13 protein-coding genes are annotated in these 12,944 nt (G+C 60.6%); 7 read left to right on the top strand and 6 right to left on the bottom strand.

Translation table 11 applies throughout. From position 1 onward, the window contains the following. Positions 1-234: 234 nt before the first annotated feature. From OKW98_RS05710 to OKW98_RS05685, 6 genes are all read left to right on the top strand, one after another. A complete protein-coding gene (locus OKW98_RS05710) occupies positions 235-1,221 on the top strand; it encodes an NAD(P)/FAD-dependent oxidoreductase (RefSeq protein ID WP_265388309.1) in 987 nt (328 codons plus the stop codon). Continuing rightward, on the top strand, positions 1,218-1,433 hold the full coding sequence (locus tag OKW98_RS05705) for a TIGR02450 family Trp-rich protein (RefSeq protein WP_265388308.1): 216 nt from the start codon (positions 1,218-1,220) through the stop codon (positions 1,431-1,433). Before OKW98_RS05710 ends, OKW98_RS05705 begins: the two co-directional genes overlap by 4 nt. 170 nt (positions 1,434-1,603) lie before the next feature. Continuing rightward, complete coding sequence (locus tag OKW98_RS05700) at positions 1,604-2,584, top strand: 2-thiouracil desulfurase family protein (RefSeq protein WP_265388307.1); 981 nt, start codon at positions 1,604-1,606, stop codon at positions 2,582-2,584. Between the two features lie 2 nt (positions 2,585-2,586). Then, positions 2,587-3,525 carry a MerR family transcriptional regulator gene (locus OKW98_RS05695; RefSeq protein WP_265388306.1) on the top strand — a complete coding sequence of 313 codons (939 nt, stop codon included), beginning with the start codon at positions 2,587-2,589 and terminating at the stop codon, positions 3,523-3,525. Positions 3,526-3,534: 9 nt separating this feature from the next. Continuing rightward, on the top strand, positions 3,535-4,980 hold the full coding sequence (gene phrB / locus OKW98_RS05690; RefSeq protein WP_265388305.1) for a deoxyribodipyrimidine photo-lyase: 1,446 nt from the start codon (positions 3,535-3,537) through the stop codon (positions 4,978-4,980). A 53-nt stretch (positions 4,981-5,033) separates the two neighbouring features. Beyond that, positions 5,034-5,345, top strand: coding sequence for a YkgJ family cysteine cluster protein (locus OKW98_RS05685; RefSeq protein WP_074883972.1), 312 nt, complete (start codon positions 5,034-5,036; stop codon positions 5,343-5,345). 231 nt (positions 5,346-5,576) lie between these two features. On the opposite strand, the gene OKW98_RS05680 is transcribed toward OKW98_RS05685, so the two are convergent. The 6 genes from OKW98_RS05680 to hemA form a co-directional block, all read right to left on the bottom strand. After that, positions 5,577-6,095, bottom strand: coding sequence for an acyloxyacyl hydrolase (locus OKW98_RS05680; RefSeq protein ID WP_074883968.1), 519 nt, complete (start codon positions 6,093-6,095; stop codon positions 5,577-5,579). A gap of 113 nt (positions 6,096-6,208) precedes the next feature. Beyond that, positions 6,209-7,009 (bottom strand): glutamate racemase, encoded by an 801-nt coding sequence (murI, locus tag OKW98_RS05675; protein ID WP_265388304.1) that lies wholly within the window; start codon positions 7,007-7,009, stop codon positions 6,209-6,211. Next, complete coding sequence (locus OKW98_RS05670; protein ID WP_265388303.1) at positions 7,002-7,775, bottom strand: molybdopterin-synthase adenylyltransferase MoeB; 774 nt, start codon at positions 7,773-7,775, stop codon at positions 7,002-7,004. The genes murI and OKW98_RS05670 overlap by 8 nt, the downstream gene beginning before the upstream one ends. Then, entirely contained in the window at positions 7,769-8,602 is an 834-nt protein-coding gene (gene prmC, locus OKW98_RS05665; protein ID WP_265388302.1) for a peptide chain release factor N(5)-glutamine methyltransferase, read from the bottom strand. Before prmC ends, OKW98_RS05670 begins: the two co-directional genes overlap by 7 nt. After that, entirely contained in the window at positions 8,603-9,685 is a 1,083-nt protein-coding gene (prfA, locus tag OKW98_RS05660) for a peptide chain release factor 1 (RefSeq protein ID WP_065991781.1), read from the bottom strand. It lies immediately after the preceding gene. Beyond that, positions 9,682-10,959 (bottom strand): glutamyl-tRNA reductase, encoded by a 1,278-nt coding sequence (hemA, locus tag OKW98_RS05655; RefSeq protein WP_265388301.1) that lies wholly within the window; start codon positions 10,957-10,959, stop codon positions 9,682-9,684. Before hemA ends, prfA begins: the two co-directional genes overlap by 4 nt. 257 nt (positions 10,960-11,216) lie before the next feature. Between hemA and OKW98_RS05650 the strand changes: the two genes are divergently transcribed. Further along, entirely contained in the window at positions 11,217-12,944 is a 1,728-nt protein-coding gene (locus OKW98_RS05650) for a tetratricopeptide repeat protein (protein WP_265388300.1), read from the top strand.

The following is a 12,944-nucleotide window of genomic DNA, read 5'->3' as shown; positions in this document are numbered from 1 at the left end:
GTGCGCGGAGTCATCACTCCACTTTAGGTCAGGTTACGGCGATCCACTCCACTGCTGCTCTTTAGGACAGCCCGATCGCGCAGTTGAACGATTGAAGTAAAGCGTCAGACTTGTCAGCGAGCCCCTGGAAAGGTCTGCGTCCTGCGTGTGCAGGGCGACAACTTATACCGAAAAACGGCATTGTACAGCTTTTGCCTGAGGCGTAGTCTGTGCAGACAAGGTAACGAGGCCCCTATGACTGTCCCCATCGCAATCATCGGTACCGGCATCGCCGGACTCTCCGCCGCTCAGGCGCTGCAAGCTGCCGGGCATAGCATTCATCTCTTCGACAAAAGCCAAGGCAGCGGCGGGCGGATGTCCAGCAAACGCAGCGATGCCGGCGCACTGGACATGGGTGCGCAGTACTTCACTGCCCGCGACCGTCGCTTCGCCGCCGCCGTGCAGCAATGGCAGGCCGAGGGCCACGTGGCCGAGTGGAAGCCGCTGCTCTACAACTATCACGGCGGAACACTCAGCCTGTCACCCGACGAGCAAGTGCGCTGGGTAGGCGCGCCGCGCATGAGTGCAATCACCCGGGCCATGCTCGGCGACATGCCGGTGACCTTTTCCTGCCGCATCACTGAAGTCTTTCGTGGCGAACAACACTGGAATCTGCTGGACGCCGACGGCCAAAGCCATGGCCCGTTCAGTCAGGTCGTGATTGCCATCCCCGCGCCCCAGGCCACCACCCTGCTGGCCGACGCACCGAAACTGGCAAGCGTCGTCGCTGGCGTGAAGATGGAGCCGACCTGGGCGGTCGCGCTGGCCTTCGACACCCCGCTGGACACGCCGCTCGAAGGCTGCTTCGTGCAGGACAGCGCCATCGACTGGCTGGCCCGCAATCGCAGCAAACCCGGGCGCGACAGTCAGATGGACACCTGGATTTTGCACGCCACCAGCGCCTGGAGCCGCCAGCATGTCGACATGCCCAAGGAAGAGGTCATCGACCAGCTGCACGGTGCATTTGCCGAGCTGATGAATTGCGCGATACCGGCCCCGGCGTTCACCCTCGCCCACCGCTGGCTGTACGCAAGACCGGCTGGCGGGCGCGAAGTCGGCGCGTTCTCCGACGGAGATCTGGGTCTGTACGTCTGCGGCGACTGGTGCCTGTCGGGCCGAGTCGAAGGCGCCTGGCTGAGTGGCCAGGAAGCCGCGCGGCGTTTGCTGGAGCACCTCAAATGAATAGAATCAATCCGCGCAAACTGCTGCTGTCGAAATGGACGGCAGCGTCCCCTCAAAACCGTGAAAAGCACTTTCTGGTCACCGAGCTGTTTTGTGACGAGGAAGGCACGGTGCTGGAGATCGAACTGCAAGCTGTGATGACCAAGCGCAGTCAGAAGCTGGCCTGGCAGACCCTGCAGAATGGCCAGAGCTGGCACATGGGCTGGAAGTAAATCGCCCTAAAATCGCCGCACAACCCTGTAAATGCGGCTGATTTCCCGCACCTTGTCGCTTCATTCGCCGATCTCGTACAAATTATTTGACTTGCACTGCGACAAACCTATGATGGGCAAATGTTGTACAGAGAAACGGATCTGTATAAGAAGTTCATCGAGGGTTTGTCATGTCTGCTGTACTCGATCATTCATCAGAGCAAGCTTCCAAACCCAAGCTGGGCGTCAGCGCCTGCCTGATGGGTGTGGAGGTCAGGTTCAATGGCGGGCATAAGGAATCGCACCTTCTGACCCGGGCCCTCACCGAATATTTCGATTTTGTGCCCGCCTGCCCTGAGGTCGCCATCGGCATGGGCATTCCTCGCGAAGCCATCCGTTTGGTGGGTGACCCCGATCACCCACAGGCGATCGGCAGCGTTCATCATGAGATGAATGTCACCCAGCAACTGGCCGATTACGGCGAGCACATGGCTACCGAAATGAGCGACATCTGCGGCTACATCTTCATGCAGAAATCCCCGTCGTGTGGCCTGGAGCGCGTCAAGGTTTACCGCGATAACGGCGTGCCGTTCGAGACCGGCGGACGCGGCATTTATGCCCAGGCGTTCTGCACGCGTCAGCCTGATCTGCCGGTCGAAGAAGACGGCCGTTTGAATGACCCCGTTCTGCGGGAGAATTTCATTACCCGCGTGTTCGCCTATGCCGCCTGGCAGACGCTGCTGAAAAGCGGCATCACTCGCCGTGCGCTCACCGAGTTTCACGCCCGCTATAAATATCAGCTGATGGCAAACGACCCGGTTCAGTACAAGGCGCTGGGGAATCTGTTGGGCACCATGGGCCGAAATGACCCGGCCGAAATTGCCCCGCGCTATTTCAGTCAGTTGATGAGCGCGCTGAAGAAGCCGGCGACCCGGCGCACCCACACCAACGTGTTGCAGCATCTGTGCGGCTATCTGCGCCAGACACTCAGTACATCCGACAAGAAAGAAATCCAGGGCGTCATCAATCAGTACCACCAAGGCATTGTGCCGCTGGTGGTGCCGCTGACGCTGCTCAAACACCATTTCCGCCGACACCCCGATCCGTACATTGCGCTGCAGGTTTATCTGCAGCCGCATCCGGAAAACCTCAGTCTGCGCAACGCGATTTGACCATGACCCCTATTGAGCAAGAACCGCCGGAAGGCGACCCGCAAGACCCCGCGAGCGCCTTTGAAAATGGCTGGCTGCCGATTCGCGAAATCGCCCGCCTGACCGGCGTGAACGCTGTAACGCTGCGCGCCTGGGAGCGCCGTTACGGCCTCATCGTTCCGCACCGCACGCCCAAGGGCCATAGGCTTTACAGCAACGAGCATGTGGACCGCGTGCTGACCATCCTCACGTGGCTCAACCGCGGCGTGTCGGTCAGTCAGGTCAAGCAGTTGATCGACGACCAGCAGGCGCCAGCGCCGAGTGTCGAGAACGACTGGGACATTCTTCGCCAGACCCTTCAGGAAGCGATTGGCGCCCTGGCCGAGCGACGCCTCGATGATTCGCTCAACCGCGCGATGTCGCTGTATCCGCCGCGCACGCTCTGTGAACAACTGCTGCTGCCGCTGCTGGCGTCCCTTGAGCAGCGCTGGCAGGGCCAGTTCGGCGCGCAGCTGGAGCGGGTGTTTTTCTACTCGTGGCTGCGCAGCAAGTTCGGCGCGCGGCTGTACCACAACAATCGTCAGGTCAGCGGCGCGCCCTTGCTGCTGGTCAACCAGTCCGATCTGCCGCTCGAACCGCACTTGTGGCTGACCGCATGGCTACTCAGCAGCGCCGAGTGCCCGGTGGAAGTGTTCGATTGGCCGTTGCCGGCCGGCGAGCTGGCCCTGGCCTGCGAATACCTCAAGCCGCGCGCGGTGCTGTTGTATTCCAGCAAGTCGCTGAACGTCGGCCAGTTGCCCCGCCTGCTGCACAACATCGAGTGCCCGAAGCTGATCGTCGGGCCCGCGGTGCGCATTCATTCGACGGAGTTATCCGCAGCCGAGGGCGAAGTCGCCGGTCTTTCTCTGGCTGAAGACCCTTTGACCGCCCAAGCCGCTTTGCAACGACTGGGGCTCATCTAAGGAATGACCATGCAATTGATATGGCTGCGCAGCGACCTGCGTGTGCACGACAACACCGCGCTGAGCGCTGCCATGGAGCAGGGCCCTACCCTCGCCGTGTACATGATCAGCCCCGGCCAGTGGCAGAGCCATGACGATGCCCCATGCAAAGTCGATTTCTGGCTGCGCAACCTCCGCGAATTGAGCAAGGCGCTTGAAGCGCTGAACGTCCCTTTGCTGATTGTCCATGCAGACACGTGGGCGCAGGCGCCGAAGGCGATCCTTGAATTGTGTCAGCAGCACGGGATCGAGAGCGTGCACGTCAACGACGAGTACGGCATCAATGAGACCAGACGTGATCGTGAGGTGGAGGCAGCACTCGACGGCGCCGGCATTCTCTTTCGTCGTCACCTCGACCAGCTGTTTTTTCAGCCGGGCAGCGTGCTGACTAAAAGCGGTGGCTATTTCAAGGTTTTCACCCAGTTTCGCAAGGTCTGTTATGCCCGCTTGCATTACTCGATGCCGGCGCTGGTTGCACGGCCCAAGCCGCAGCAGAAGCTGTCTATCAAAAGCGATGCCGTTCCGGATGCGGTCAAGGGTTTCGCCGCGCCGACTGACACCCTGCGCTCGCTCTGGCCCGCCGGCGAAGATGAAGCGCGTGATCGCCTGCACAACTTCACCGACGAGCAAGTGCATTACTACGATCAAGAACGCGACTTCCCCGCCAAGCCTGGCACCAGCCAGCTGTCTGCGTACCTCGCGGCCGGCGTGATTTCCCCGCGCCAGTGCCTGCATTCGGCACTGCGCAGCAATAATGGCGAGTTTGAAACCGGTAATCCGGGTTCAGTGACCTGGATCACCGAGCTGCTCTGGCGTGAGTTCTACAAGCATGTGCTGGTGGGCTTCCCCCGTGTCTCCCGTCATCGCGCCTTCCGCCCGGAAACAGAAGCAGTGAAATGGCGCCATTCGCCGAAGGATCTCGAAGCCTGGCAACAGGGACGGACCGGGCTGCCGATTGTCGATGCAGCCATGCGCCAGATGCTTGAAACCGGCTGGATGCACAACCGCCTGCGGATGATTACGGCAATGTTCCTGACCAAGAATCTGCTGATCGACTGGCGCGAGGGTGAACGCTACTTCATGCAGCACCTGATCGACGGCGATCTGGCCTCGAACAACGGTGGCTGGCAGTGGAGTTCATCAACCGGCACTGACGCGTCGCCCTACTTCCGGATTTTCAATCCGCAAAGTCAGTCGGAGCGCTTTGACCCTGAAGGTCGATTCATCAAGCAGTGGGTGCCTGAACTGGCTGAGTTGAACAAGCGCGACATTCATAACCCTGCCGCGCTGGGCGGGCTGTTCGGCGTGGAAAGTTACCCCGCGCCCATCGTCGATTTGAAAGCCAGCCGCGAGCGCGCCCTGCAAGCGTTCAAGTCGCTGCCGCAACGACAGGCCGAGACGCAGGAGAATGGGTGAGCATTCGTCACCCCGGTTAGCTGTCCGCTGCGCGGTGATTTAAACTGCCGCCCATGACGACTGTTATCCCCTCGCTTCAACTCCCTGCCGAACCCGCTATCACGTGTTCCACCTGCGCGGCCTGCTGCTGTCAGCTGGAAGTCATGTTGATCACCGACACCGGTGTGCCCGAGCGTTACATCGACACCGATGACTGGGGCGGCGAAGTCATGCTGCGCCTGGACGATGGCTGGTGCGCGGCACTGGATCGCGACACGATGATGTGCACGATCTACGACCGTCGGCCCTTGATTTGCAGGGAGTTCGAAATGGGTGCGCCGGAGTGTATTGCCGAGCGCGAAGGGATTGCGACGGCTTATTTGTAATGGTCGAGGTGAGCAGGAAGCCCGGGATTTGATGTTTGTCTGCACCAGCTGCGCTGGCTGACACATTCCCGGCTAAAGCCGGTCCTAACAGGTGCTGTGTCAGCAGGACCGGCTTCAGCCAGTCAAACCAAGTGCACGTACTGCGTCTGTAGGACCGGCTTCAGCCGGGAACAATCGGGTAATACGTTGCCATTGCGGTCAGGCCCGCTCTGCAATAAAGCGGTGTAGCGTTTAAAACGGCATCGTGTAATGAATCGCGTAGCTTTCGATGCCGTCGTTGTTAGTGGTCATGCCGCCGTTGGAATAGTGAGTGGCGCGCAGGCCAACTTCATGTCCGCCCGCGAAGCGCAGACCAAAACCCAGACGGTCTTCAAACTGGAACGCGCTGCCCAGCTTGTTACCTTCCACTTCAGTGCGCTGGAATACAGCGGCGCCGATACCGGCTTCGATGTAAGGCTTGACGCTCTCACCCGAAAACTCATAAACGAATACCGGGGAAAACGACAGGCTGTTGTTGCTTGAGCTCTTGTCGCCTTCCCAATACGTGTAAGCGCCGCTCCAGTAACCGGTCAGGCGACCGACACCGGTTTGCCACCAGCTTTGATCCCAATCAAATTGCGCGCCCAGACGATACGTCATCGTGGATTCGCCAGTGTGTCCTACGGAAAGCTCGACCCCATCAGCTTGAGCAATTGCGCTTTGACCCAGCAACGCAGCCGCAATCGCAGCCAAACAAAACAGTCGCTTCATCTGAAACATCCTATTTTCGAAAGCAGTTAGAAATTTTTTATATCGACAGAAGTGCTGTAGAAGCCGGCGGCTGAACGTTAGTTCACCCACAGACGAAGCGATTCACGTTTTTTTCACGAAACGAAGCTTCGCACATTGTCGGATTTGATACAAAGCACGCGTAGGACGTTTCTGAAATCTTCTGGATCGCCGGTCGTCCAGAACTGAGCAGTCCGAGGATGACCGCTCGCCAACAACTCGTGCTCGCTCAATAACCGCTGCAACTGCCGGGCTACAGCGGCGCCGGTGTCGATCAGCGTGATGGACGCCGGGATCATTTCCCGCAGCAACGGCTTGAGAAACGGGTAATGGGTGCAGCCCAGAATGATGGTGTCGCATCCCGCAGCGAGTAACGGCGCGACGTAACCCTGCAGCAAATGGCGAATCGTCGGGCTGACCAGATCACCCGTTTCAATCAACTCCACCAGCCCCGGACAAGGCTGCGTGATGACTTGAACATCCGCCGCGAAGCGATCAAGTAACGCGGCGAACTTGGCGCTTTGCAAAGTGCCCGTGGTCGCCAACACACCGACGACACCGGTTCGCGTCGCCGCGGCGGCAGGTTTGACCGCTGGCTCCATGCCCACCAGCGGCCAGTCAGGATAGCGGACGCGCAAGTCAGCGATGCCGGCCACCGTCGCCGTATTGCAGGCGATCACCAGCGCTTTGGCGCGCTGATGGTGGAAGAACTCGGCAATCGTCGCGCAACGCTCACGAATGAATTCGGGGGTTTTCTCGCCGTAGGGAATGTGGCCGCAGTCGGCGACGTAGAGCAATGATTCCTGTGGCAGCAGTTGCTGTATTTCCGCCAGCACCGACAACCCGCCGACGCCGGAATCAAACACCGCCACCGGCGCGTCGCTGTCTCTATTCATGCTCGGTGGCAGCTCGCAGACCGTTACCGCACACGCTGCAGCCAGGATCGCGCTTGACCTTCAATTCGCGGAATCGCGTGCTCAAGGCATCGATCAGCAGCAGTCGGCCCACCATCGGTTCGCCAAAGCCGGCCAACAGCTTGAGGGCCTCAAGGGCCTGCAAACTGCCGACCAACCCCACCAACGGGCCGAGCACGCCAGCCTCGCTGCAGGTCAGTTCGGTCTCGCTACCGTGCCCGTACAGGCAGTGGTAGCAAGGACTTTCCGGACGACGCGGATCGAACACCGACAGTTGCGCTTCCAGGCGGATCGCGGCGCCGCTGACCAGTGGCTTGCACGCGGCGACGCAGGCAGCATTGACCGCCTCGCGCGTCGAGAAATTGTCCGAACAGTCCAGCACCACATCGACCCCGGCAACGGCTGCCGCCAGTGAGTCGACATCAAGGGCCGCGCGATGCGCCACCAATGTTATCTGTGGATTGATGGCGGTCAGCCGGATGATGGCTGAATCGACTTTGCTCAGCCCCACGCTCGGGGTGTCGTGAAGGATCTGGCGTTGCAGGTTGGTCAGATCGACGCTGTCGAAATCTGCCAGATGCAGCTCGCCGACGCCCGCCGCCGCCAGGTACAACGCCACCGGCGAACCCAGTCCGCCGAGGCCGACAATCAACACGCGGCTCTGCTTGAGGCGTAGCTGACCGTCGATGTCGACTTGTTGCAGAAGGATCTGCCGGCTATAGCGCAGCAGTTCCTCGTCCGTCAGCACGGCACTCGCCCGAAGGTGATGCGTTCGTGGTCGCCCAGATCGCGGCGGGTCTTGATCTCTTCGAATCCGTGCTCAAGCAACAGCTCGCGCACCGCCGCGCCTTGATCGTAGCCATGCTCCAGCAACAGCCAGCCGCCGGCTTCAAGGTGCGCGGGCGCTTGGGACACAATCAAACGCAGATCATCCAGGCCATCGGCGCCGGAGACCAGCGCACTGCTTGGCTCGAAGCGCACGTCACCTTCGACCAGGTGCGGGTCGTTGGAAGCGATGTAGGGAGGATTGCTCAGGATCAGGTCGAAACGCTGCCCTTCAACGGCACTGAACCAGTGGCTGTGAAAGACCTTCGCGTTATCCAGATGCAGGCGCTGGCGATTGCGCTCGGCAAGCTCGACCGCGTCTTCAACGCGATCCACCGCCGTGACGCGCCACTGCGGACGATCCTTGGCCAGCGACAGCGCGATGGCGCCGGTGCCAGTGCCGAGATCAAGCAGCGTGTGAGGAATCGCCCCGGGCAAAAGCTCCAGCGCGGTCTCCACCAGCATCTCGGTTTCAGGCCGTGGGATCAGCGTATGGGGCGCGACTTCCAGGTCGATGTTCCAGAACCCTTGCAGGCCCAGGATATAAGCGACGGGTTCGCCGGTTCGACGACGCTTGAGATAGCCGTCGAATGCGTGCGCCGCTTCGGTGCTGACAATACGCTCGGGCCAGGTGTGCAGAAAACTGCGCGGCTTGCCCAGGGCAGCGGCCAGCAACAATTCTGCATCCAGACGTGCTGTCGGAGAATCCGGCAACTCGGCGCTTCTTAACAAGCTGGCGATGATGGTCATTTAATCACCCAGTGCCGCAAGTTGATCTGCCTGATACTCGGCAAGTAACGGTTCTATCACTGCATCGACTCCGCCGGCCAGAACTTCATCAAGGGAATAGAGCGTCAGGTTCACGCGGTGATCCGTGACTCGCCCCTGTGGGAAATTGTACGTACGAATGCGTTCCGAGCGATCCCCGGAACCTACCAGCAATTTACGCTCGCTGGCGATGGCGTTGGCCGCCGCAGCGGTCTGCTGATCGTTGAGCTTGGCCGACAGCCAGGACATCGCCCGCGCACGGTTCTTGTGCTGCGATCGTTCTTCCTGACACTCCACCACAATGCCGGAAGGCAAGTGAGTAATGCGGATGGCCGAATCGGTCTTGTTGACGTGCTGACCACCAGCGCCGGAGGAGCGATAGGTGTCAACGCGCAAGTCGGACGGGTTGATCTCGATGGTCTGCTGTTCGTCAGGCTCCGGCAACACCGCGACCGTACACGCAGACGTGTGAATGCGCCCCTGGGATTCGGTTTCCGGGACGCGCTGCACGCGATGCACACCCGACTCGAATTTCAGCTTGCCGTAGACGTGTTCGCCCTCGACCCGCGCGATGACTTCCTTGTAGCCGCCATGTTCACCGATGTTCTCGGACAGGATCTCGACACGCCAGCCACGTCGCTCGGCATAGCGGGAATACATGCGGAACAGGTCCCCCGCGAAAATCGCTGCTTCGTCGCCACCGGTACCGGCGCGAATTTCCAGAAACACGTTGCGGCCATCGTTCGGGTCTTTGGGCAGCAGCATTTTCTGCAGGTCAGCCTCAAGCACCAGCAACTGATCCTTGGCATCGCGGACTTCTTCGACTGCCATTTCGCGCATGTCAGGGTCGCTGTCCTTGAGCAGCGCCTGCGCGCCTTCGAGGTCGGCCTGCACTTTTTGCAGTTGCCGGTAAACCTGAATCACTGGCTCGACTTCGGCGTACTCACGGGAATACGCGCGAAATTTGGTCTGATCAGAGATGACTTCGCCATCGCCGAGCAGCGCGGTCAATTCCTCGAAACGGTCGCTGAGCACGTCCAGCTTATTAAGCAGTGAAGCTTTCATTGCGTGGATTTATCCGTGGAGCCCTCGTTGAGGGCAAAGAGTTCCTGGGCCATGGCCAGCGCATCGACGCGGCCTTCAGCGGAGAGCTTTTTGAGTTGCACGCTGGGAGCGTGCATCAATTTATTCGTCAGGCCACGTGCCAGCGCCATAAGGACGTCTTCGGCGTTGCTGCCATTGGCGAGCATGCGCTGGGCTTTCTGCAATTCTTCGTCACGCAGGCGCTCGCTCTGCTGACGATACGCCTTGAGGACGTCGACCGCCGCCAGTTCGCGCAGCCGCGACATGAAATCGTCGACGCCCACGCTGACCAGTTCTTCGGCCGCCTGCGCCGCGCCCTGGCGACTCTTGAGGTTTTCAGCAACGACTTCGTGCAGATCATCGACGGTATAGAGGTAGACATCGTCCAGCTCTCCAACCTCGGGCTCGATGTCGCGCGGCACGGCGATGTCGACCATGAAGATGGGCTTGTGCTTGCGCAGTTTCAGCGCGCTTTCAACGGCGCCCTTGCCCAGAATCGGCAACTGGCTGGCCGTGGAGCTGATCACGATGTCGCTGTTGACCAGTTCGGCCGGGATGTCGGCCAACAGCACTGCGTGGGCACCGAACTGCTCGGCGAGAATATTCGCGCGTTCGAGGGTGCGGTTGGCAACGACGATACGTTTGACGCCAAGCTCATGCAGGTGGCGAGCAACCAGGGTGATGGTCTCCCCCGCCCCGATCAGCAGCGCCTGACTGCGCTGCAGGTCGCTGAAAATCTGCTTGGCCAGGCTCACGGCGGCAAAAGCCACGGACACCGGGTTCTCGCCGATGGCCGTGTCGGTGCGTACCTGTTTGGCAGCGCTGAAAGTGGCCTGAAACAGACGCCCAAGCAACGGGCCGACAGTGCCGGCCTCCCGGGCAACGGCATAGGCCGACTTCATCTGCCCGAGGATCTGCGGCTCGCCGAGCACCAGCGAATCCAGCCCCGACGCCACGCGCATCATGTGACGCACCGCCGCGTCGTCTTCATGCACATAAGCACTGGCGCGCAGCTCATCGACATTCAGGTGGTGATAATCCGCCAGCCAGCGCAACACGACGTCGGCGGTCAGCTGATCCTGTTCGATGTAAAGTTCGCTGCGATTGCAGGTGGAGAGAATGGCCGCTTCCCGGCTTTGGGTCAGGCGGCAGAGCTGCTGCAGCGCCTCAACCAGCTGCTCAGGCGTAAATGCCACGCGCTCGCGGACATCAACTGATGCAGTCTTATGGTTGATACCCAGAGCAAGAAAGGCCATTAAGGTCGCAGATGGTGACGTGAAGCCGGCAATTGTCCTACTTCGGTAGATTCAGGACAACCACCGCAATACATTCAGAACGTCCGCAGCGCACGATTGTCCCTATACAGGTTGCGTATCAGCGCGTCCGGCCTGCGACAAAATGTCTGCGCGCAGGCTGTAGATTGAGCGTATCCAGATTTCGCGCGGGCTGTGGGTTTGCTCCCGGCCTTGTGTCATGATGCTTCCAAACCGCAGGTAAGCCGCCCCTCTTCTATATGAATAAATCCTCCGCGTTGTTCCTTGCCCTTGTCGCTCTGAGTGGCTGCCAGTCTACGGCCTCCGTTTCTACGGAGCCTTCTGCTCCCGCGAAAGAAGCGCCGCCCGCGCCCGAGGCCAAACCTCAGGTGTACGGCTCGTTTACTCAGGAAACCGTCGTCAGCCTGCTGACCGCCGAGCTTGCCGGCCAGCGCAACCGCTTCGACATCGCGCTGGATAACTACGTGACCCAGGCGATCCAGACCCAGGATCCGGGGATTTCCGAGCGTGCCTTCCGCATCGCCGAGTACCTGGGCGCCGATCAGGCCGCCCTCGACACGTCGATGATCTGGGCGAAAAACGACCCGACCAATCTCGAGGCACAGCGCGCGGCCGCCATCCAGCTGGCGCGGGCCGGGCGCTACGACGATTCCATGCGCTATATGGAGAAGGTCCTTCAGGGCCAGGGCGACACGCATTTTGACTTCCTCGCGCTGTCGGCGTCGGAAACCGATTCCAATACGCGCAAGGGGCTGATCACCAGCTTTGATCGGCTGCTGATGAAGTACCCGAAGAACGGCCAGCTGATCTTCGGCAAGGCACTGCTCCTTCAGCAGGAAGGCGACAGTGCCGCCTCCCTGAAACTGCTCGAAGACAACCCGCCGGGTGAAGGCGAAGTGGCGCCGATCCTGCTGCGCGCTCGCTTGCTGCAAAGCATGAACCGCGGCAAGGAAGCGATCCCGCTGCTGGAAAAAAGCATCAAGAAGTACCCGGACGACAAGCGTCTGCGCCTGACCTATGCGCGCATGCTGGTGGAACAGAACCGCATGGAAGACGCCAAGGTGCAGTTCTCCAGCCTGGTTCAGCAGTACCCGGATGACGACGAGTTGCGTTACTCGCTCGCCCTCGTGTGCCTGGAAAACAAGGCATGGGACGAAGCGCAGGGTTATCTCGAAGACCTCGTTTCTCGCGGCAGCCATGTCGATTCGGCCCACGTAAACCTTGGTCGTATCTACGAAGAGCGCAACGACCCACAAACCGCGCTGGCCGAATACGCCCAGGTGGGCCCCGGCAATGACTTCCTGCCTGCGCAGCTGCGTCAGGCCGATATCCTCATGAGCAACGGCAACACCGCCGAGGCGTCGAAGCGGCTGGCCCAGGCACGTGCCGATCAACCCGATTACGCCATTCAGCTGTACCTGGTCGAAGCCGAAACCCTGGCCAACAACAACCAGAGCGATCGCGCCTGGCAGGTGTTGAGCCAGGCGCTCAAACAGTACCCGGACGATCTGAATCTGCTCTACACCCGCTCGATGCTGGCCGAGAAACGCAACGATCTGAAACAGATGGAGAGTGACCTGCGGGCCATTCTCAAGCGCGAGCCGGACAACGCCATGGCGCTGAACGCCCTGGGCTACACGCTCTCGGACCGCACGACGCGCTACGCCGAAGCCAAGGAACTGATCGAACGCGCGCACCAGCTCAACCCGGAAGACCCGGCGGTGCTCGACAGCCTCGGCTGGGTCAATTACCGCCTTGGCAATCTGGATGAGGCCGAACGTTTCCTGCGCCAGGCGCTGGAGCGCTTCCCGGACCACGAAGTCGCCGCGCACCTGGGCGAAGTCCTGTGGGCCAAAGGCGAGCAGCGTGAAGCCCGCAAAGTGTGGGCCAAGGCCCTTGAACAACAACCTGACAGCCCGGTCCTGCGCAGCACCATCAAACGCCTGACCGGCGCCGAGACCCTTTGA

This window comes from Pseudomonas sp. KU26590, assembly GCF_026153515.1.
Lineage (GTDB): Bacteria > Pseudomonadota > Gammaproteobacteria > Pseudomonadales > Pseudomonadaceae > Aquipseudomonas.
This window is presented reverse-complemented; position numbering and strand designations above follow the sequence as displayed.